Raw genomic sequence first — 17912 nt, forward strand, 5'->3', positions numbered from 1 at the left:
AGCCGATTATGCACGCACAAACACAACGGGACAATACCGGACATGTCGCGACACGTTTTCAGGATTCGAAAAACGTGTCTCAAACAATGTCCTCGGTGGAAATCGCCGAGCTGACAGGAAAACTGCACAAAAACGTTCTGGCTGACATCCGTTCGATGTTCTCTGAACTGGAAATTGACTCGGCTGAGTTTTCAGCCCAGTACAAAGATGGCACGGGCCGCAGTCTTCCGTGCTTCAGCCTCGATCGGGAAATGACTGACACCCTGCTGACCGGTTACAGCGCCAAGATGCGTTTGGCAGTTGTCCGCCGGTGGCGCGAGCTTGAAGGGAAGATCGCCCAGCCGCGCGAACTGTCCCGCATGGACCTCATTCAGCTCGCTTTCGAGGCGGAACAGCAGCGTCTACAGCTGACCATCCAGGTCGAAGCGCAGGCCTCGAAGATCCATTCCATGGAAAACCTGTTCAAGGAAGGGATGACCCACACCCAATTCTGCAAGGGCCTCAATGGGGTCAACGTCATGCAGGTGGGCAAGTTTCTCGAAGGCCGCAACTGGCTCTACAACGAGAGCAAATCCGGCTTGCGCTTTCGTGTGGCGTCTTACGCCCGCGACAAGTACATGACCGAGCATCAGCACGAAGTCACTCCCCACGGCAAAGAGCCGTTCGTTTCCTTCACGCCAGTTCTGCTCAAGAAGGGCGCCGCGCGCCTGTACGACCTGTACCTGGCCGGCGAGCTGCCAATGAAGAAGACCTGGGACGGGCTTTTCACTCATGACAAAGCACTGAGGGCCGCGTAATGGCCGGGGACTGGATCAAAATGCGAATTGACCTTCAGACACATCCAAAAGTTTTCCGCATGGTGTCCGCATTGAAAGCGGACAGACTTCGGATCATTGGCGGACTGCACGTTGCGTGGAGCATCTTCGACACCCATTCCGACGACGGCGTACTGCACGGTTACAGTGTCGATGCGATGGATGCCGTGGTTGGCTGGCCCGGTTTCACTCAGGCCATGATCGAAGTGGAGTGGGCGTCCGTGCAGGACGATGGAAGCCTTGTAATGCCTCGCTTTGACGAGCACAACGGCGCCAGTGCAAAGCGCCGGGCCAACGACAGCGAGCGCAAGCGTAACGACCGCAAAAACAACTCTGTCCGCAATGTGTCCGCAAGCGATGCGGACAAAACGCGGACCAGAGAAGAGAAGAGAAGAGAAGAGAAGACAGAGCAAGATCAAAAGCATGGTGCTGGCGCACCCGCGAAGTCTGGCAAATTCGATCCCCTCACAGCCAAGCCCGAGAACGTGTCCGGAAAGGCGTGGGCCGACTGGTGCCAGCACCGCAAGGAAATCCGCAAGCCGCTGACCGCTAAGAGCTGTGAGCAGCAGGCCAAGGCGTTGCTGGGTCATGCCGCGCCGGATCAGGTTCTCGCCACGTCGATCTCCAACGGCTGGACCGGCATCTTCCCGGACAAGGTCGCCAGCAACGTGCACCCGTTCCCGCAATCCCGCCACACTGGCTTCGCCGAACGCGATTACACCTCCGGATTGAAGCAGCGGGAGGATGGCAGCTATGCGCTCTGAACCAGTTCAAGCCACTCCAGAACTGCCACCGGGCACTCGCATCCAGCCCGCTGAGTGCGAAACCCACGGCGCCTACGAACAGAAGGTCTATGCAGTGCTGGGCCGAGAGCTGAAAAGCAACTGCCCCGAATGCAGCCGTATCGCCCGCGAGAAATCTGAGGCTGCCGAGAAGGCCAACAAGGCGATGGAACTGCGCATGTCCCTCGCTCGCAAGCTGGGCGACGCACTGATCCCGAAACGCTTCACCACTCGCACCCTGGGCAACTACCAGGCCGAGAACGAAGGCCAGCGCAAAGCCCTCCGGTTCTGCCAGCACTACGTGCAGATCTTTGACGATATCCTGAAAACGGGTCGCTGCATGGTGCTGATCGGCAAGCCCGGCACTGGGAAAACCCACCTTGGGGCCGGCATGGCCAACGAGCTACTTCACAACACGTCGCGCACGGCCGTGTACCGCACTGTCGGCGCAATTCTTCAGGCGATCCGTTCCACGTACGACAAGCACAGCGAACGCAGCGAGGCCGAGATTCTCTCGAGCCTTATCGATCCCGATCTGCTGGTGCTGGACGAGGTAGGCGTGAGCAAGGAGCAGCCGAGCGACTTTGAGCTGACGACCCTGTTCGCAATCATCAACGGCCGGTACGAGCAGGAGCGCCCCACGGTGGTGATCTCCAACCTCGAAGCCAGCCAGTTGCCGGCCGCAATGGGCGATCGCTGCGTCGACCGTCTGCGCGAGGGCGGAATGATTGTGGTGCCGTTCGAGTGGGAATCTCAACGCGGCAAGGAGGGGTTCTGACATGAGTATCGACAAACAAAAACTCCAGAAGCTGCTGTGGAGTGAAGTCGCCTCCTGGAAGGCTGACTGCGGGGAGTTGAAGCAGAACGCTGAGGCACTCGGTGAATTCCTCGGTGAAAAAACCGTGGAGGAGGTGGCGCTGGAACTGCTGGCCGAGAACGAGCGACTTACTGCATTCGAAGAGGCGTATGCAACGGCCTGCAACGTCCGCAATCGGCTGATCGGAGAGAACGAGGCGCTGCGCAAAGATGCCGAGCGCTACCGCTGGCTTCAGCACGGGCACAGTGGCTACATCGAAGTCGTCGAATGGATAGGCCCGCACGCTACCGGTATGACCGGTGATGACTTGGATGTGCTCGTCGATACTGCAATGAGCAAGGCGGTGCAGCCATGAATCCACTGATCGTTCGACAGATGCAACCGTGTCCGGTGAGTTGCGTTTCAACGTGCCTTGCGATGCTTGCCGGTCGACCTGCTGCCGAGGTCATCGATGAGCTGCACAAGCCATACCGCGAGGGCGAGCTGACCATGCGCGAAATGCTCGAATACCTCGGGATCAAATACACGGCGTTTTTCAGTGTCGACAATCCGCCCCTGGCGGACGAGGGCGTTTATCTCTGCACGGCGCCGTCGCTCAATATCGAGGCTGGCAATCACCAGATCCTGATCGAGGTGACCGATGAGGGTTACTTCGTGATCGACCCGGTCCAGGGCCGCGAGGATCGCAAATATTACGTGCCGCGCGGCCAGGGCAGCGGTGATCCGCTCGCAATCGATCTCGGAGGGTTCGTCGTCGATGCGTTCGTCTCACGTTCCCACCTGGTGGAGAAATACACGAACGCTATGGTGACGGAGGTTGCGGCATGAACGAGTTCGCAATCCGCAGCCAGCGCGATATCAGCCGTCTAATGGGCGTCCTGCACGCAACCGACTTCACCAAACCCAAGATCGTGGTCATCAAGGACGAGAAGCGCCCTGACGTCTGCAACCGCAAGATGTGGGCAATGCTCAAGGACGTTTCCGACCAGGTGATCTGGCACGGCAAGAAGCTGACCAGTGAAGACTGGAAGTGCCTTTTCGGTGCCTCGTTGGAGAAGCAGCGTGCGGAGCCTGGCCTCGACGGTGGCTTCGTCGTGATGGCCGTATCGACCCGCAAGCAGTCGCAGAAGTGGTTCAGCGATCTGTTCGAGCTGATGCATGCCTTCGGCGCCGAGCATGACGTTCGCTGGACTGAGCAGGACAAGTGGGGAGGGCGCTACTGATGAACCACTACTTCAGGTCGGGCGACCTGGCGCTCACTCTCATTTCCAGCTTCGGTTTCGCCGCAATGACCACGGTGAAACTCGACATGTTCCTGCGCAAAGGGCAGACCGCTCAAGAACCTGATGGACGCCTGTTTACGCCAAAGTTTGATGGCTGGGTTGTCTATCGAGACGGCGAGGCCGGCGGTGGTTTCTTCCGTCCGGAGCACTTGCTGCCGCTGCGCGGCGACCTCACCCCAGAACAGCAGAAAGCCAAGGAGGCCGAGCCATGCGCGTAGCCCTCAAGGAGAAGAAGGCTCCAAAGCCGAAGAAGTGCAAGAACCCAGCGTGCGGCATCAGCTTTCCGCCGCAGCGCTTGGGCCAGGCGGTGTGCAGTCCGAAGTGTGCGCTCGCCATGGCGCCGGCAAACGCCGAGAAAGCCCGCAAGGCCATCGCCCAGCGTGACCGCCGCGAGATCCAGGTGCGCAAGGAGAAGCTGAAGTCGCGCGGCGACCACATGCGTGAGGCCCAGCAAGCGTTCAACGCCTACATCCGTGCGCGTGACCAGGCTGCCCGCCACCTATGCATCTCCAGCGGGAAGCCGTTGGACTGGAGCGGTAACGCTGTAGACGCAGGGCATTACCGAAGCGTCGGTTCCGCCCCGCACTTGCGATTCGATGAGCGCAATTGCCATGCACAGAGCAAGCAGGACAACCGATTCCTATCGGGTAACGCCGTGGATTATCGGATAGGCCTGATCGCGCGCATCGGACAAGAAGCGGTCGACGCATTGGAATCTGACCAGAGCGTGCGCAAGTACACCACCGACGATCTGAAGGCCATCAAGGCCGAATACCGGGCCAAGACCCGAGAAATGAAGAGGGCTGCAGCATGACGCAAGTTGCGCAAATAACCGGTGGCGCCAGCAGACCTTCGAAGGGCTGGCTCAAGCCGATGTTTCCCATCACCGGCAAAGCACATTACTTCAACCAAGAGAAGGCGTACGCAGCCGTCACCGCTCATGGTCGCGCTTATTTCTGGCGGTCGCTCTGCGGGATCGACACTGTGAGCACGGACAAGATGCCAATGTTCGAACCGGGTAACTGGGATCGCTGCAAAAAGTGCGGACATAAACTGGCTCGGAGGGCCGCAGCATGACCTATCGCAACGTGATTTCCGCCGTGGTCCGCGCGCTGGCCGCTGAGACAATTAGCTCTGCTGGAGGCTGCGATTTTGAGCCGAAGGTGCAGTGCGCCAAGCAGAAAGGGGAGATCGTCGGCAAAGAGGCGGCACTGCTCCAAGATTGCTGGGTGTTCGGCCGTCTGCACAAGTCACTTTCGCCGGCACACTGGCGTGCACTGGTAGCGAAGTATTCAACGCACGAAGAGCGAAAGCACAGCGCGATCCTTGAGCTGCTGAACACAGTGAGGTCGCCGGCGCCGCAACGGTTCAGGGAGTGTGCAGTGCTGACGTGGGCTATTCCGCAAGTTGGCGGTACGGATGGGAAACGCTCCTGCACGGTGTTGCCTGCGGCTTGGTATGACATCACTAACTGGGACAACGACGGCAAGCCTGAATCGACCCGGTACCGGTGGAGATCATCGATCCGGAAGGCGCTGGATGATCAGGTGAACGAAGCACTCACAGCGGCACAAGAGCTGCTTGACGCGGAGGGCTTGATCGAAAGTTGTGCGGCGTAGCAAAAAGCCATTGCAATGATTGAGAAAGTGAGAGAGTATTTATCCATCCTGTCGATCTTGCGCGTTAGGGATTGACACATAAAACCCAGCTAATGAGCTGGGTTTTTCGTATTCGATCTGCGGAGTTTTACATGGAAGTTTGGGAGTTAATCAGGCGTCTCTTGGCTGGCGCAACGGGCGGCAACCAGTCCCACATGCCAGGGCTGATCGGCACCACGTATTACTGGGACTTGAAAAGATCCGGTTGTAACTTGAACCAGAGCTTTAATGAGATTTCGGATGCTGCCGAGTTGTTCGCTGAAGAAATGCAGGAGGCTGATCTAATTCGCCCCGCTGGTGTGCGAGGTGGCGCAATTGCGATTTTAGGCGCTATGGAGCGCACCGCCTTCGGAGAGGAGCTGTATCAGGCGCTTTGCCGTAGGGATGTCCTCGCCAAATTTGAGCATGGTGATGTGCCAATTGATATCAAGTCGATTCAGGAAGCCCTGTTGCAAGTCGCTTGAGTTTTAGAAGTCCCGACCGTTGAGTCGGGATTTTTGCTTTAAACACTTCTTTGAGCCTCGGCATTTGCCGGGGCTTTTTCGTTTTCGGCTCCCCACACCCATTGCCCCGAGCTGGGAGTGCAGCGGACGCCGATCTATTCAACATGCACCCACGGAGTCGAGCGCATGGAGTTATTGCAGCGCCTGCTCGACAAGTTCGACAGGCTTGAATTGCTGATTGCAGGACTGATCGGCGCTGTCGTCGCAAGTTGGTGGCACAAAGACGATCTTGCCGACTGGCGCGCCTGGCTGTTTTTTCTGGTTACTGGTCTGGCTTGTGCCGTGTATCTCACCGGAATGGTGACGGCATATCTCGGCGTAACAGAGCCAAATATCGTCATCGGCGTCGGCTTCCTTCTCGGCACCTTCGGCGGCTCACTACTGGCAGCCATCAACCGAGCCATCAAAGCCGCTGACCTCTGGGCGCTTATTCGCCAGCGGTTCGGGGGAGGCAATCCACCATGAATCTTGAACTGATCAACTCCATCGCCTGCGGCTTGATTGCCTTCTGGGCGAGCTGGTGTGTTCTTAGCGGACGAGTGCGGGACGGTGTCATTGGAAAGCTGATCTATTCGGCGATCGCCATCAGCGGTTTTGTCGTGATGAGCCGAGAGCAGAACATCTTCATGATGGGGCCGACCACCGCCGGGATTACGTTGCACGTATCGCTTGCGCTCGCAGGTCTGCGACACATCTTCATGGTCATCTGGTGGCTGAGGGTGAAAGCTTGGCTGTGCCGCACCATGAACTGCGAACACTGCATGGGCTGCGACCGCCCGATCGTGACAGGTAAATCTGGAGAGGCTCCAGATAGGAAGCACCCTTGAGCGGACTCATTCGGCTGATACCAATCTGGCTGTGGGTTGTTCTCGCCGCTGCGGGCTCAATCTGTTATCTCGCGATCCGTCTGGATAGCGTGAAGGACGATCGAGCAGCCATCACCGCCGAGCGCGACACTGCAACCGCCCGTGTGGATTCGCTCGCCAACACTCTCCGTCTTCAGCGCGAGATCACCAATGACATCAATCGAGTCTCCGACGATGCGAAAGCCAAGACTCAGCATGTATCGGCTGCCGTTGCTGTTGCTGATAACCGGGCTCGCAGCCTGCAGCAACAAATCACCGAACTCCTCGCCAAGCGAAAGTCTTGTGCTGCCGAGGTTGCCAGCGGAAGCCAGGCAAGAGCCGACCTTACCGTTCTGCTCGCCGACCTGCGTAGAAGCGCTGACGAAGAAGCGGGAAGGCTGGCAGAAGCGCTTGATCGAAGCCGAATAGCCGGATTTGTGTGTGAGGCCGCATACGCCGCCGCACAGAAGAGCAGGTAGGTCGCGACACGTTTCGCGAGTCTGCAAATTGTGTCGCGACACTAAAAGGAGAGAGCCATGAGTAACGGATATACCAGCCCAACCTGCCGCGGCGACATGAAACTCGGCACAGGCTGCGGGCACTGTGTGCGATGCGCAGTTTTCAAGCCGGCCGAGATTCACCATCTTGCGGACCAGCGCCCGCACCTGATGGTGGTATCCAGTGACGGGCCTCACGTCATCCCGCGCGCGCTGATCCAGTCAGTGATCGACGGTCAGCAGCCTTCCACCATCCTCACCGAGCCGGTAGTGCAGCGCATCATTGAAGAATGGCTGCAGAAGGTAAGCGCATGACCGCCAAGCTCATCGACTTCAAGCGGGAAGGATGGCGAGACGCTGCGAAGACACTGCGCAAGATCGCTGACGACCTTGATGCTGGCGTGCATCCGGAATGCACCGTAGGCGCGCTGACCCTTATAGGACCGAAAGGCGAAGTGACGGTGTTCGGGCTAGGGCCCAAGTGCGACGACCTGCAATGCCTGGGTGCGATGCGTCTGGGTGAGCAGAAGCTGATTGATGTGCTGCTCGACGGCGGGGAAGGGTAGGTGTGCCGCAGGTAAATGCGGCACACATTACATGCTCATCCGACGAGCCGGAACGCCTTTGCGAGGGCCTGATTCAGTTCGGAGCGCTCCCAGATTCCGGGCATAAACTGGGTTGAGTGCATCGTGATTGTGCCTATATCAATTTCAAACTGACTCCCGGGTGTCTCTGCAATGATCTTTGAGTAGCGCTCCCTGCCTCTAATGACATCATGGCTGGCCGGAAGCTGTACTTTTGATCCAGTCTCAGTGATGGCAAAAACGGCTATCTCGTGCTTCTTTAGGACGGTCCCGCATTTGGCTGCCAGCTCTCTTGCTAGCGGTAGGTCGCGGTTGTTAGGGGCTGTCATCCCTTCTTCCATTGAGAGGCTCGCTGCAGACAAAACCTGCGCTATGAGCCAAAGGGCGCCGTTGTTATCCATTACCTTTTCTCCTGTGATTGATTATGGCGTTTGCCGGGCTAGGTCTCGCTACGCCGGCGCGCAGATGATACTTGCACCAAAAGGGAATACACACTCATGACAACCAAGCAATCCGACTGGGAGGCGATCGAACGAGCCTACCGGGCTGGTCTGCTTTCCCTGCGTGCCATCGGTGACAAGTTCGACACCAACGAAGGCACGATACGCAGCAGAGCAAAGAAGCATGGCTGGTTGCGTGACCTCACTGAGCAGGTACGCACCGCAACGAAAGAAAAGCTTTCACGCAAAGCTTCACGCAGTGACGTCACGCAGCGTGATGTGCGTGAAGATGCGCAAATCGTCGAGGAGGCTGCAACAGAGGCGGCTTCCGTTGTGCTGGCTCACCGCGTGGATCTTGCGCAGTGGCGCTCCATCTCGAACAAGCTACGTGATGCGCTGCAAGACATCGAGGTGACCGAAGACAACATCGGCGACTTCTCCCGATCGCTCAACGCAGGCGTCGATGCTCAGCTCAAGGTCATCAAGGGCGAACGCCAGGCCTACAACCTCGACACGGAAGAGGGTGACAAGACAGTCGACACTCTGGCCGCAATGATGGATGAACTATCGAAGGACGCCTGACATGAAGCCCGAGCACATGAAGCTGCTCCGGGATAAGCGTTGGCGGTTGAACAATCTTTACTTCATCACCGACAAGCAGGGCAAGAAAGTCCGCTTCCGGATGACGGACGAGCAGATTGAATACTTCGATGGGATGCATACCCGCAACATCATCCTGAAGGCTCGGCAGCTCGGCTTCACGACTGAGTGCTGCATCATCCAGCTGGACGCCGCACTGTTCGAGTCGGCGAAGTGCGCGCTGATCGCCCACACCCTGAACGACGCCAAGCGCCTGTTCCGGGAGAAGGTCAAATATGCCTACGACAACCTGCCTAAAGAGATACGCGCCGCCAATCCTGCTTCTAACGATGCTGCTGGTGAGCTTGTGTTCAGCAAAGGCGGATCGCTCTACGTGTCCACGTCCTTCCGGGGCGGGACTCTACGGTATCTGCACGTATCCGAGTTCGGGAAGATCTGCGCCAAGTTTCCCCACAAGGCCAGAGAGATCGTCACCGGCGCCTTCGAGGCTGTCGCCACCGATTGCTTCGTCACGATTGAATCGACGGCAGAGGGCCGGGCGGGCTACTTCTTCGACTACTCACAGAGCGCCGAGAAGCAACTGCTGTCCGGTACGCCGCTCGGCAAGCTGGACTGGAAGTTTTTCTTCTTCAGCTGGTGGAAGAACAAGGCCTACTGGCTCGATCCGACTGAGGCGGTCATCCCGCAGCGCCTGACCGACTACTTCAACGAGTTGTTCGCGAAACACGGCATCGACACGAACCCGGGCCAGCGCGCCTGGTACGCCGCCAAGGAAAAGACCCTCGGCGACGACATGAAGCGGGAATACCCGTCGATCCCGGCCGAAGCCTTCCAGCAGTCGATTGAAGGCGCCTACTACGCCCAGCAGTTCACCAAGCTTTACGCCGCTCAGCGCATCGGCACGCTGCCAGACAACAGCCACCTGCCGGTGATGACCTTCTGGGACATCGGCGTCGGCGACTCCACGGCCATCTGGTTCGTGCGTCAGGTCGGCGAGCAATACCACATCATCGATTACTACGAGAACTCCGGCGAAGGCCTGCGGCATTACATGAAGGTGCTTAAGGACAAGGGCTACACCTACTCCGAGCACTGGGGGCCGCACGACATCGACAACCGCGAGTTTGGCAGCGATGCCAAAACCCGCCGCGAGCTGGCCCGCGAGGGCTACGAGATCGACGGGCAGAAGTACAGCATGACGTTCCAGGTCGTTCCCAAGCTCGGTATCAACGACGGCATTGAGCAGGCTCGCGAGATCCTTCCCAAGTGCGCCTTCGACGAATCCAAGTGCGAGGAGGGCATTGCGTGCCTTGAGAACTATCGCAAGGAGTGGGACGACAAGCGCGGCTGCTGGAAAGACAAACCGCTGCACGACTGGACGTCTCACGGCTCCGACGCCTTCCGGTACTTCGCTGTCTCCAAGAGCGCAAGGAAGCCGGTCAAATCAATCAAAATGGGATTCGCACGCTAATGGCAGACGTCACCTACACCCGCCCGGAATACGACGCGGCACAGTCCCGTTGGCGGCTGGTGCGCGACGTGTGCAAGGGTTCAGAGACTGTAAAGGCTCGCGGCGATGTGTATTTGCCGAAGCCCAACCATCACGACACCAGCCGGGAAAACGTCGAGCGGTACAAGTCCTACAAGCAGCGGGCCGTGTTTTACAACGCTACGGGGCGTACGAAACACAGCTTGGTCGGCGCGGTGTTCCGCACTTGGCCAACCCTCACTGTCCCCGGCGCGCTCGATTACGTGTCTGCGGATATCGACGGGCAGGGCGTAAGCGTTTACCAGCAATCACAATCGGTCATTGGGCACCTGCTCGAAGTTGGTCGACACGGATTGCTGGTGGATTACGTCGCTGTGCAGGCGGGCACGGTGAGCAAAGCGGACGAGCAGGCCGGACGCGCTCGAGCGAGTGTTGCAAGCTACCCAGCTGAGTCGATCAGGAACTGGAAAACCCGCAAAGTTGGCGGTCAGCACCTGCTGAGCTTGGTGGTGCTGCAGGAATCCGTGGATGTCGATACCGATGATGGCTTCGGTAGCGAAAAGATTACCCAATACCGAGTGCTTCGCCTGGATGAAACCGGCGTATACACGCAGGAGGTGTGGGAAGAGGGTTCAAGCCAAACGGCTATGATTACCCCCCCTTTCACTCCACTGAACGGCGCCGGCCAGCCTTGGCGGATCATCCCGTTTCACTTTCTCGGCAGCGAGAACAACGACACCAGCATCGACGACGCGCCGCTATACGACATGGCTGTGCTGAACATCGGCCATTACTGCAACAGTGCGGACTATGAGGATTCGGTATGGTTTTCCGGCCAGCCGCAGTTCTGGATCTCGGGGCTGGACGAAGCCTGGCGCGATCACCTTGAGGAGAACGGCATTTATGTCGGCTCCAGGGCGCCGCTTACATTGCCGGCCAATGGGTCGTGCGGCTTTGCTCAGCCTGAGCCGAACACGCTTGTGAAAGAGGCGATGGACGCCAAGAAACAGGACATGGTGTCCCTCGGTGCCCGGCTGATTGAGCGTGGAAGTGCGGTGAAGACGGCAACCCAGGCCGACAACGACAGCGCAGCAGAACACAGCGTTCTCTCGCTGGTGGTCAGCAACGTCAGCGAGGCTTACAGCCAGTGCCTGACATGGATGGCTGAGTTCGTGAATGCCACCGGTGAGGTGGTCTACAAACTCAATCAGGACTTCAGCCAGATCACTCTGGACGCGACGATCCTGGCAGCACTGTTCAACGCAGTGCAAGGCGGCAAGCTACCTGAAGGCGACTTCTGGCAGTACCTGCGTGATCGAGGCGTGATCAACCCAGAGAAAACGGATGATGAAATTCGGGGTGAACTCGAAGCGCAAAGCACCGGGCCGGATCTGGATGACGACGACGAGGCAAACCTAAATGGCGGCAAACCAAGCGATCCTTGATGCCACGATTCGGCACGCCGTCTTCCTTGAGCAACTGAAGTCGGGGGAGGTGGCGAAGTTCGCGCCATTCCTCAAGGAGATCGACCGCTCGATCCGTGAACGGCTGACCCGGGCGGATCTGACGGATTACACCGTCGCCCGCCTGGAGCGGCTGCTGAGCGAAGTCGATAGCCTGCTGCTGGGCATCTTCGATCGGTACAGCGAAAAGCTGAGCCTCGACCTGGTCGATATCGCCAACTACGAGGCCGAATTTGAAGCAACCAGCCTGACCCGGGCGGCACCGGTCGGAGTCTCGTTCGATGCGGCGGTGCCTGGTGCGGCGGCAATCAGGGCAGCAATCCTGACAAATCCACTCAGCGTGCGCGGCGCGGACGGCGGCAAGCTGCTCAAGTCGTTCATTGATGGCTTCACCGCTACCGAGCGGCAACGCCTCACTGGCGCGATTCGGCAGGGCTTCTTCGAAGGCCAAACCAACTTCCAGATCATCAAGAATATTCGTGGGACCAAGGCGCTCAAGTACAACGACGGCATCCTGGCCACGACCAATCGAAATGCCGGTGCGATCGTGCGGACGGCAGTGCAGCACGTCGCCACCCAGGCGCGCATGGAGACGCTGAAAGCGAACTCTGATGTCGTGCCGTCGGTGGAGTGGGTCAGCACACTGGATTCGAAGACGACCAGCCAGTGCCGGACGCTCGACAAGCGCCGTTTCAAGCTGACCGAAGGGCCGCGGCCGCCGATCCACATCAATTGCCGTTCGACGGTGGTAGCGGTGACTCGCTTCAGCGCGCTGTTCGCCGAGGGAGCCACTCGGGCATCCGTCGGCGATAGCGGCGCGCAACAGGTTAGAGCAGACCTCAGCTACTACGACTGGCTTAAGCAACAACCAGCAGCGTTTCAGGACAAGGCTATCGGCCCGGTTCGGGCGAAGTTGTTTCGCGAAGGTGGTTTGAGCGTAGAGCGTTTTGCCGAACTGCAGCTTGATCGAAACTTTGCACCGCTGTCGCTTGTGCAGATGAAGGCGCTTGAGCCTCTAGCATTCGAACGTGCGGGTTTGATAGGGTCATAAGATCTACCGTTCACTATGAAGTCAATCATGATTTACAGCCTGAAAGTCTCCGAAAAATATGACGTTGGACTCTGTATTTACTATTTCGAGTGCGCAATTGACGCAAATAATTGTCCGGCAGCTTTAAATCAATTGGCAATGCTTAGCGGGATTGTTCAGAAAGCAATTGCCGCCGGAAGACTGGATAATGAGTCCAAGGAAATTATTTTATTTGTTGCCGCATTTCCTGATCTTCTTGACAAAGCCAAAAAGCTTGGGGAAGGGCTGGATGACTTGGTTATAAAGGCTGACGGACAGAAACCGTATGGGGCTCGTATTGCTGAAGTTATACGAATGACATACATCTAATAACAGATGAAAAAGACAGACCCGCTTCGGCGGGTTTTTTTATGCCCGCAGGCAGGGCCTGCACCTAAGTCTCTGGGAGACAACCAATGCTGAAATTCCAACTGGATACCCTAGAAGGGGTAGATGAAGCCGTGCGCGCTCTTTACACCGAGAAGGACGGCAAGTTCGTACTCGGCATTGAAGGTCTGCCGCAGCAAGAAGATGTGTCGGGCCTGAAGGCCAAAAACGCAGAACTGCTGGCTGAAAAGAAAGAGATTGAACGGAAGGCACGCGAGGCCGAAGACACCGCACGCCAAGAGCGCGAAGAGGCCGCTCGCAAGTCCGGCAACGTCGAAGAGCTCGAACGGTCCTGGACTGAAAAATTCAACCGCCGCGAAGCTGAGCTAAACGGCATGCTGGAACAGGAGCGTGGAACGCTGAGCGGGCAGATCCGGGATCTGACTGTTGGCCGTACCGCTACTGATATCGCGTCTGCACTGGCAGTGCAAGGCAGCGCAAAAGCCCTGTTGCCGCACATCGAACGCCGTCTGAGCGTTGAGCAGCGCGACGGGAAGCCTGTTGTGGTCGTCCTCGACGCACAGGGCAAGCTCTCAGCGGCAACGCTGGATGAGCTGAAAGCAGAAATCGCGAATGACGCGGCGTTCGCGCCGCTGATCGCGGGCAGTAAGGCATCGGGCGGCGGGGCCGGCGGTGCAGGTGGTGGGGGCGGGGCCCCGAAAGGAAAAATCGGCGGTACCAAAGAGGAACGCACGGCTGCAATCGCAAGCCGGTTCCCAGATCTCCCTCAATCGTAAGGAAATAACTCATGTCCCTGTCGCAAATGCAGGTTTTCAACGAATACATCATGCCGGCGACTCTCGAGACGCTGGATCAATATCTCGCCGCGTTCAACGCTGCGAGCCGGGGCGCTATTGTGCTGTCCCCGGACGGCTTCACTGGTGACTTCCTCCAAGAGTCGTTTTTCCAGACTCTTGCTGCTGCCCAGCGCCGCGTAGACCGCTACAGCGCTAACGCCGCCGTTGCTGCCACCGACCTGACCGAGCTGAAGAACACTTCGGTGAAGGTCGCCGGCGGCTTCGGCCCGATTCGATATGAGCCATCGCAGATGACCTGGCTGGAGCGCCCAACCGCGCAAGGTATTGAAGTCGCGAGCCGCGCGTTCGCTGAAATCCTGCTGAAGGACCAGTTGAACACTGCGATCGCGGCACTGGTTGCAGCGATCACCGCCCAAGCCGCCGCAGTCAACGATGTGTCGGCGACCGCAGGCATCACCTACGCCGGCCTGAACAACGCTCATGCGAAGTTCGGTGACGCGAGTCAGAACTTGGTCACCCAGGTGATGCAGGGCACCAGCTACCACAAGTTGGTCGGCCAGAACCTGGCGAACCAGCAGCAGCTGTTCCAGGCGGGCAACGTTCGCGTGGTGGACATCCTCGGCAAGATCTCCGTTGTGACGGATGCCCCTGCGCTGATGCAGGCCGGCACCCCGAACAAGGAAATCATCCTCTCCTTGGTGCAAGGCGCTGCGCTGGTCCACGACGGCCGCGACATCATCAGCAACGTCCAGACCACCAACGGCAAGGAGCGCATCGAAACCACGCTCCAAACCGATTACACCTTCGGCTTGGGTCTGAAGGGTTACACCTGGGACACCACCACCGGCGGCAAGTCTCCGACCGACGCCGAGCTGGCGACCGGTACCAACTGGGACAAGACTGCTACCAGCATCAAGCACACCGCCGGTGTGGCTCTGATCGGTGATGCCTCCAAGTAACCCCTGAATGTTGAGCCGGGCGGTGTGCCCGGCTTGACGAGGTAATGATCATGAGCAACAAAAACATCTGGTACTTGCCCGGTCCATTCCATCAGTACCAGGAAGATGTGAAGGCGCTGGCCAAGCAAAACGGCCTGCGCATTGTTGACGCGAACGCCACTGAAAGCCGTGACGACGAGGCTGAGGATGTGCCAGAAGTGACGGTGCGACAGGTTGATTCGGCATCGGTGCTATTGATCGCCGATAGCGGTGATTTTGACGGCGCTGCGTTGCAAGAGCTGATTGGCAAGCTGAATGCGGAGCGCGACGGCATCGTGTTGCTGATCGAAGCCGCCGAAGGTCTGACTGAACTGGAACACCCTGGCGCCGGCGAGCTGCCTATCCGCCTGTTCCATGCACTCAAGGCCATTCACGAAGGTGTCGTCACCATCGAGGGCGAACGCGATGGTCTGGCGGGCGAGGTTGATTTGCTCCGCGCTGAAGTCGAACGCCTCAAGGCGACAGCGGAGCCGGTCGACAATGCTGAAAAGATCGCGAACCTCAAAGCGCAACTCGACGCTGCCAACGTGACGTATCGGGCAAATGCTTCGGTAGAATCGCTGGAAAAGGCAGTAGCTGATCTGCAGCAGGCGTAACAGTCCGGGTGCCCGGTGACGTGGCATCCGATCCAAAACATCACAGCGAGCTGATTCATGACTCTCATCATTGAGGACGGTACCAGTAAGCCTGACGCCGAAAGCTACGCATCCGCCGAGGACTTGGCCATGTACGCCGTGAAGTTCGGCGTGGTCATCCCAGCAAATGTGCCAGCACAGGAAGCGCTGCTGCGCCGGGCCGCGCTGGCAATGGATGGCATGACGTGGAAAGGGCGAAAGTCCAAAAGCGAACAGGCCCTGTCCTGGCCACGCCGCGGCGTTGAGTTGGACTACGAGATCAAGCCTGACAACTACCTGCCGGCGCGAATCCAGTACGGCCAGATGGCACTGGCTGCCGAGATCCACACCGACGACGTTGATCCGATCGAGAAGCGCAAAGGCGCGGTAACGCTTGAGCGTGTCGAGGGCGCGGTCACTCGCGAGTACGCGACGATCCCGAACACCAGTGGCCGACTGTTGCCGGCGGCGCCGGATCGACCGAGTGCAACACAGTTTGCTGACTACCTAAAGAAGCGCGGTCTGTTCGCTGTTCGCGCTTGACAATTTTCCTCGTAATTACAAAATGAGCCCGGCATCCAGAGCTCTTCTGGTAATAACGAGGGAGACGTTTAATGTTGAGACACCAGGAAGCAGTTGAATTTCTCGTCAGTTTACTGACAAAGCCGCATACAGATTTTCGGCAAAGAGAAGTTGCAATCGAAGGAAGGATTGTTGAAGACCATTTGGATGATTTTGAAAAGTGGTTCAAGACTCCTGATCTTGAGTACTCCGGGCTCGGGTATAGGACCGTGAACACTGGCGAAGCTCATCGAGAGAGAACGGTTCAATTTTTTATGTTTGCCCTAGGTCGTGAGTCGGAGCGTCTCAAGCTAGCCGCGAAATAGAGCATTATTTTAATTTTGGAGCCCTCATGGCCTTTTACGACGAAATGGCCGTGATGGCTCTGGAGATGATCACAGAGTTCGGCCAGCCCGTGACCATTAGCAAGGCGGAGCCGGGCGAGTATGACCCCGATATCGGCGGCGCAGCGCCTGACACACCCATCGAGCAAACCGCCCTGGGCATCCTGCTCGACTTCACCGGTATCGAATTCCAGAACAACAGCCTCATCAAGCAGGGCGACAAGAAACTGAAGATCGCCGCGCAGGGGCTGGAGTGGGTTCCGGATCTGCTGAACAAGGTGATCATTCAGGGGCGCACCTGGTCAATTGTGCCGCCGTTGAAAGAAGTGAATCCCGCCGGGACAGCGATCCTTTACGAGCTCCAGGTGAGGGCATGAGCCGCGCAGGCGCTGGTCAATCCGGCAGCTTCGCTCTGAGCCTTGCCGAGTTTGCCGCGCAGACAAGCGAAGCCATCGACGCCAGTGTGCGCGAGATCATCATCGAGGTCGGCAGCAGCCTGATCCGCATGTCTCCAGTGGGCAACCCGGAGATCTGGGCGCAGAACGCTGTCGCAGCCCAGTACAATAAGGCTGTAGACGACCACAATAGCGCTTTGCGCAGTGACCCGGCCAACCTCACGAAGGGCGGCAGACTGAAGAAGGGCCGCAAGCTCAACGACGGCATGGACATCAAGGCGCCCGAAGGCTACGTCGGCGGCCGGTTCCGCGCGAACTGGCATATTTCCCTCGGTGTGGTCGAAAGCGTCACCTTCGACGAGGTTGACCCGAGCGGCGCCGAGACTACCGCCGCGCTGGTTGCCGCGATGAGCGACTTCACTGCCGGCCAGATGGCATACATCATCAACAACTTGCCCTATGCGATCCCGCTTGAGTTCGGCCATTCCACCCAGGCACCCGGCGGCATGGTTCGGGTAACCGTGGCTCGCTTCCAGCAGATCGTGCAGGAGGCCATCAGGAATAATCAGGTATGAGTCACGCACGCGCCCGTCAGGCCATCGAAACGAAGCTGGCCGCATGGTCGGCTGCGCGTCCAGTACGAGTGGTCTACTCAAATCAGCCTTTCACGCCAAATCCATCTGAAACCTATCTGCGGGCCTTCCAGCTACCAGCCAGCACCACTTGCCGTTATCTCGGCGGGGACGCCTACGAGTACGCCGGCGTCTATCAGATCAGCATTGTTTGTCCGTCTGCCCAGGCCATGGCCACCGCAGAGACGCTTGTTGAAGAGCTGACACGACTCTTTCGCGTAGACACGCCACTGGCCCGCAACGGGTTCGATGGCCTCATCACGGAACCAGTAGATCAGGGGCCAACCATCACAGAGTCGGCGACCTATACGGTCCCGACCAGCTTCACCTATGCAGGTGTCGCAGACCAACCGCCCGCTGGGGCATAACCTACCGCCG

Annotated in this window: 29 protein-coding genes; 28 read left to right on the forward strand and 1 reads right to left on the reverse strand. The window is 58.4% G+C overall.

All coding sequences use genetic code 11. The features are described 5' to 3' along the window. Positions 1-8 precede the first annotated feature (8 nt). From GTU76_RS15110 to GTU76_RS15190, 16 genes are all read left to right on the forward strand, one after another. Positions 9-797 (forward strand): Rha family transcriptional regulator, encoded by a 789-nt coding sequence (locus tag GTU76_RS15110; RefSeq protein ID WP_180698947.1) that lies wholly within the window; start codon positions 9-11, stop codon positions 795-797. Continuing rightward, on the forward strand, positions 797-1579 hold the full coding sequence (locus GTU76_RS30025; protein WP_246376043.1) for a hypothetical protein: 783 nt from the start codon (positions 797-799) through the stop codon (positions 1577-1579). The genes GTU76_RS15110 and GTU76_RS30025 overlap by 1 nt, the downstream gene beginning before the upstream one ends. After that, the gene (locus GTU76_RS15125; RefSeq protein ID WP_180698948.1) at positions 1569-2375 is read left to right on the forward strand and encodes an ATP-binding protein; all 807 of its coding nucleotides are present in this window, start codon (positions 1569-1571) and stop codon (positions 2373-2375) included. The genes GTU76_RS30025 and GTU76_RS15125 overlap by 11 nt, the downstream gene beginning before the upstream one ends. Position 2376: 1 nt before the next feature. Then, entirely contained in the window at positions 2377-2769 is a 393-nt protein-coding gene (locus GTU76_RS15130) for a hypothetical protein (RefSeq protein WP_180698949.1), read from the forward strand. Next, positions 2766-3242 carry a hypothetical protein gene (locus GTU76_RS15135; RefSeq protein ID WP_180698950.1) on the forward strand — a complete coding sequence of 159 codons (477 nt, stop codon included), beginning with the start codon at positions 2766-2768 and terminating at the stop codon, positions 3240-3242. Before GTU76_RS15130 ends, GTU76_RS15135 begins: the two co-directional genes overlap by 4 nt. Next, positions 3239-3637, forward strand: coding sequence for a recombination protein NinB (locus GTU76_RS15140; RefSeq protein WP_180698951.1), 399 nt, complete (start codon positions 3239-3241; stop codon positions 3635-3637). The genes GTU76_RS15135 and GTU76_RS15140 overlap by 4 nt, the downstream gene beginning before the upstream one ends. Continuing rightward, entirely contained in the window at positions 3637-3915 is a 279-nt protein-coding gene (locus tag GTU76_RS15145) for a hypothetical protein (RefSeq protein ID WP_180698896.1), read from the forward strand. The genes GTU76_RS15140 and GTU76_RS15145 overlap by 1 nt, the downstream gene beginning before the upstream one ends. Continuing rightward, the gene (locus tag GTU76_RS15150) at positions 3906-4511 is read left to right on the forward strand and encodes a recombination protein NinG (protein ID WP_180698952.1); all 606 of its coding nucleotides are present in this window, start codon (positions 3906-3908) and stop codon (positions 4509-4511) included. The genes GTU76_RS15145 and GTU76_RS15150 overlap by 10 nt, the downstream gene beginning before the upstream one ends. After that, positions 4508-4774 (forward strand): hypothetical protein, encoded by a 267-nt coding sequence (locus GTU76_RS15155; RefSeq protein ID WP_095118661.1) that lies wholly within the window; start codon positions 4508-4510, stop codon positions 4772-4774. Before GTU76_RS15150 ends, GTU76_RS15155 begins: the two co-directional genes overlap by 4 nt. Further along, positions 4771-5316, forward strand: coding sequence for a hypothetical protein (locus GTU76_RS15160; protein ID WP_180698953.1), 546 nt, complete (start codon positions 4771-4773; stop codon positions 5314-5316). Before GTU76_RS15155 ends, GTU76_RS15160 begins: the two co-directional genes overlap by 4 nt. A 131-nt stretch (positions 5317-5447) precedes the next feature. After that, positions 5448-5819, forward strand: coding sequence for a hypothetical protein (locus tag GTU76_RS15165; protein WP_180698954.1), 372 nt, complete (start codon positions 5448-5450; stop codon positions 5817-5819). A 165-nt stretch (positions 5820-5984) separates the two neighbouring features. Next, on the forward strand, positions 5985-6323 hold the full coding sequence (locus tag GTU76_RS15170) for an MFS transporter (protein ID WP_180698955.1): 339 nt from the start codon (positions 5985-5987) through the stop codon (positions 6321-6323). After that, positions 6320-6685: a hypothetical protein gene (locus tag GTU76_RS15175; protein ID WP_180698956.1), complete on the forward strand. Its 366-nt coding sequence runs from the start codon at positions 6320-6322 to the stop codon at positions 6683-6685. Before GTU76_RS15170 ends, GTU76_RS15175 begins: the two co-directional genes overlap by 4 nt. Then, a complete protein-coding gene (locus GTU76_RS15180; protein ID WP_180698957.1) occupies positions 6682-7182 on the forward strand; it encodes a DUF2514 family protein in 501 nt (166 codons plus the stop codon). Before GTU76_RS15175 ends, GTU76_RS15180 begins: the two co-directional genes overlap by 4 nt. 57 nt (positions 7183-7239) lie before the next feature. Beyond that, positions 7240-7515, forward strand: a complete 276-nt coding sequence (locus GTU76_RS15185; protein WP_246376044.1) for a hypothetical protein — start codon at positions 7240-7242, stop codon at positions 7513-7515. Beyond that, positions 7512-7766 carry a hypothetical protein gene (locus GTU76_RS15190; RefSeq protein ID WP_180698958.1) on the forward strand — a complete coding sequence of 85 codons (255 nt, stop codon included), beginning with the start codon at positions 7512-7514 and terminating at the stop codon, positions 7764-7766. Before GTU76_RS15185 ends, GTU76_RS15190 begins: the two co-directional genes overlap by 4 nt. Before the next feature lie 35 nt (positions 7767-7801). Here the strand turns inward: GTU76_RS15190 and GTU76_RS15195 are convergent, their stop codons facing one another. Then, positions 7802-8185 (reverse strand): hypothetical protein, encoded by a 384-nt coding sequence (locus tag GTU76_RS15195; protein WP_180698959.1) that lies wholly within the window; start codon positions 8183-8185, stop codon positions 7802-7804. A 96-nt stretch (positions 8186-8281) separates the two neighbouring features. Between GTU76_RS15195 and GTU76_RS15200 the strand changes: the two genes are divergently transcribed. From GTU76_RS15200 to GTU76_RS15255, 12 genes are all read left to right on the forward strand, one after another. After that, a complete protein-coding gene (locus tag GTU76_RS15200; protein ID WP_180698960.1) occupies positions 8282-8806 on the forward strand; it encodes a hypothetical protein in 525 nt (174 codons plus the stop codon). Between the two features lies 1 nt (position 8807). After that, a complete protein-coding gene (locus tag GTU76_RS15205) occupies positions 8808-10295 on the forward strand; it encodes a terminase large subunit (RefSeq protein ID WP_180698961.1) in 1488 nt (495 codons plus the stop codon). Continuing rightward, entirely contained in the window at positions 10295-11758 is a 1464-nt protein-coding gene (locus GTU76_RS15210; protein ID WP_180698962.1) for a DUF4055 domain-containing protein, read from the forward strand. Before GTU76_RS15205 ends, GTU76_RS15210 begins: the two co-directional genes overlap by 1 nt. After that, positions 11733-12827, forward strand: a complete 1095-nt coding sequence (locus GTU76_RS15215; protein ID WP_180698963.1) for a minor capsid protein — start codon at positions 11733-11735, stop codon at positions 12825-12827. The genes GTU76_RS15210 and GTU76_RS15215 overlap by 26 nt, the downstream gene beginning before the upstream one ends. Before the next feature lie 27 nt (positions 12828-12854). Next, positions 12855-13175, forward strand: coding sequence for a hypothetical protein (locus GTU76_RS15220; RefSeq protein ID WP_180698964.1), 321 nt, complete (start codon positions 12855-12857; stop codon positions 13173-13175). A gap of 86 nt (positions 13176-13261) precedes the next feature. Beyond that, positions 13262-13969 carry a hypothetical protein gene (locus GTU76_RS15225; RefSeq protein WP_180698965.1) on the forward strand — a complete coding sequence of 236 codons (708 nt, stop codon included), beginning with the start codon at positions 13262-13264 and terminating at the stop codon, positions 13967-13969. A gap of 11 nt (positions 13970-13980) precedes the next feature. Beyond that, entirely contained in the window at positions 13981-14949 is a 969-nt protein-coding gene (locus GTU76_RS15230; protein ID WP_008431834.1) for a major capsid protein, read from the forward strand. Positions 14950-14999: 50 nt separating this feature from the next. Next, positions 15000-15584 (forward strand): hypothetical protein, encoded by a 585-nt coding sequence (locus tag GTU76_RS15235; RefSeq protein ID WP_180698966.1) that lies wholly within the window; start codon positions 15000-15002, stop codon positions 15582-15584. Positions 15585-15641: 57 nt separating this feature from the next. Next, positions 15642-16145, forward strand: a complete 504-nt coding sequence (locus GTU76_RS15240) for a DnaT-like ssDNA-binding protein (RefSeq protein ID WP_180698967.1) — start codon at positions 15642-15644, stop codon at positions 16143-16145. A gap of 370 nt (positions 16146-16515) precedes the next feature. Further along, positions 16516-16884 (forward strand): hypothetical protein, encoded by a 369-nt coding sequence (locus GTU76_RS15245; RefSeq protein ID WP_180698968.1) that lies wholly within the window; start codon positions 16516-16518, stop codon positions 16882-16884. Continuing rightward, the gene (locus GTU76_RS15250; RefSeq protein WP_180698969.1) at positions 16881-17477 is read left to right on the forward strand and encodes a hypothetical protein; all 597 of its coding nucleotides are present in this window, start codon (positions 16881-16883) and stop codon (positions 17475-17477) included. The genes GTU76_RS15245 and GTU76_RS15250 overlap by 4 nt, the downstream gene beginning before the upstream one ends. Next, positions 17474-17902: a phage tail terminator-like protein gene (locus GTU76_RS15255; protein WP_180698970.1), complete on the forward strand. Its 429-nt coding sequence runs from the start codon at positions 17474-17476 to the stop codon at positions 17900-17902. The genes GTU76_RS15250 and GTU76_RS15255 overlap by 4 nt, the downstream gene beginning before the upstream one ends. Positions 17903-17912 lie beyond the last annotated feature (10 nt).

The organism is Pseudomonas crudilactis (assembly GCF_013433315.1).
GTDB lineage: Bacteria > Pseudomonadota > Gammaproteobacteria > Pseudomonadales > Pseudomonadaceae > Aquipseudomonas > Aquipseudomonas crudilactis.

Excerpts from the sequence above, each read along its gene's own strand:
- GTU76_RS15255 (WP_180698970.1), top strand. The coding sequence starts at position 17,474 with ATGAGTCACGCACGCGCCCGTCAGGCCATCGAAACGAAGCTGGCCGCA.
- GTU76_RS15125 (WP_180698948.1), top strand. The coding sequence starts at position 1,569 with ATGCGCTCTGAACCAGTTCAAGCCACTCCAGAACTGCCACCGGGCACT.
- GTU76_RS15160 (WP_180698953.1), top strand. The coding sequence starts at position 4,771 with ATGACCTATCGCAACGTGATTTCCGCCGTGGTCCGCGCGCTGGCCGCT.
- GTU76_RS15215 (WP_180698963.1), top strand. The coding sequence starts at position 11,733 with ATGGCGGCAAACCAAGCGATCCTTGATGCCACGATTCGGCACGCCGTC.
- GTU76_RS15130 (WP_180698949.1), top strand. The coding sequence starts at position 2,377 with ATGAGTATCGACAAACAAAAACTCCAGAAGCTGCTGTGGAGTGAAGTC.
- GTU76_RS15150 (WP_180698952.1), top strand. The coding sequence starts at position 3,906 with ATGCGCGTAGCCCTCAAGGAGAAGAAGGCTCCAAAGCCGAAGAAGTGC.
- GTU76_RS15200 (WP_180698960.1), top strand. The coding sequence starts at position 8,282 with ATGACAACCAAGCAATCCGACTGGGAGGCGATCGAACGAGCCTACCGG.
- GTU76_RS15250 (WP_180698969.1), top strand. The coding sequence starts at position 16,881 with ATGAGCCGCGCAGGCGCTGGTCAATCCGGCAGCTTCGCTCTGAGCCTT.
- GTU76_RS15225 (WP_180698965.1), top strand. The coding sequence starts at position 13,262 with ATGCTGAAATTCCAACTGGATACCCTAGAAGGGGTAGATGAAGCCGTG.
- GTU76_RS15220 (WP_180698964.1), top strand. The coding sequence starts at position 12,855 with ATGATTTACAGCCTGAAAGTCTCCGAAAAATATGACGTTGGACTCTGT.
- GTU76_RS15195 (WP_180698959.1), bottom strand. The coding sequence starts at position 8,185 with ATGGATAACAACGGCGCCCTTTGGCTCATAGCGCAGGTTTTGTCTGCA.
- GTU76_RS15185 (WP_246376044.1), top strand. The coding sequence starts at position 7,240 with ATGAGTAACGGATATACCAGCCCAACCTGCCGCGGCGACATGAAACTC.
- GTU76_RS15210 (WP_180698962.1), top strand. The coding sequence starts at position 10,295 with ATGGCAGACGTCACCTACACCCGCCCGGAATACGACGCGGCACAGTCC.
- GTU76_RS15110 (WP_180698947.1), top strand. The coding sequence starts at position 9 with ATGCACGCACAAACACAACGGGACAATACCGGACATGTCGCGACACGT.
- GTU76_RS15135 (WP_180698950.1), top strand. The coding sequence starts at position 2,766 with ATGAATCCACTGATCGTTCGACAGATGCAACCGTGTCCGGTGAGTTGC.
- GTU76_RS15240 (WP_180698967.1), top strand. The coding sequence starts at position 15,642 with ATGACTCTCATCATTGAGGACGGTACCAGTAAGCCTGACGCCGAAAGC.
- GTU76_RS15190 (WP_180698958.1), top strand. The coding sequence starts at position 7,512 with ATGACCGCCAAGCTCATCGACTTCAAGCGGGAAGGATGGCGAGACGCT.
- GTU76_RS15140 (WP_180698951.1), top strand. The coding sequence starts at position 3,239 with ATGAACGAGTTCGCAATCCGCAGCCAGCGCGATATCAGCCGTCTAATG.
- GTU76_RS15245 (WP_180698968.1), top strand. The coding sequence starts at position 16,516 with ATGGCCTTTTACGACGAAATGGCCGTGATGGCTCTGGAGATGATCACA.
- GTU76_RS15165 (WP_180698954.1), top strand. The coding sequence starts at position 5,448 with ATGGAAGTTTGGGAGTTAATCAGGCGTCTCTTGGCTGGCGCAACGGGC.
- GTU76_RS15175 (WP_180698956.1), top strand. The coding sequence starts at position 6,320 with ATGAATCTTGAACTGATCAACTCCATCGCCTGCGGCTTGATTGCCTTC.
- GTU76_RS15155 (WP_095118661.1), top strand. The coding sequence starts at position 4,508 with ATGACGCAAGTTGCGCAAATAACCGGTGGCGCCAGCAGACCTTCGAAG.
- GTU76_RS15145 (WP_180698896.1), top strand. The coding sequence starts at position 3,637 with ATGAACCACTACTTCAGGTCGGGCGACCTGGCGCTCACTCTCATTTCC.
- GTU76_RS15205 (WP_180698961.1), top strand. The coding sequence starts at position 8,808 with ATGAAGCCCGAGCACATGAAGCTGCTCCGGGATAAGCGTTGGCGGTTG.
- GTU76_RS15230 (WP_008431834.1), top strand. The coding sequence starts at position 13,981 with ATGTCCCTGTCGCAAATGCAGGTTTTCAACGAATACATCATGCCGGCG.
- GTU76_RS15235 (WP_180698966.1), top strand. The coding sequence starts at position 15,000 with ATGAGCAACAAAAACATCTGGTACTTGCCCGGTCCATTCCATCAGTAC.
- GTU76_RS15170 (WP_180698955.1), top strand. The coding sequence starts at position 5,985 with ATGGAGTTATTGCAGCGCCTGCTCGACAAGTTCGACAGGCTTGAATTG.
- GTU76_RS30025 (WP_246376043.1), top strand. The coding sequence starts at position 797 with ATGGCCGGGGACTGGATCAAAATGCGAATTGACCTTCAGACACATCCA.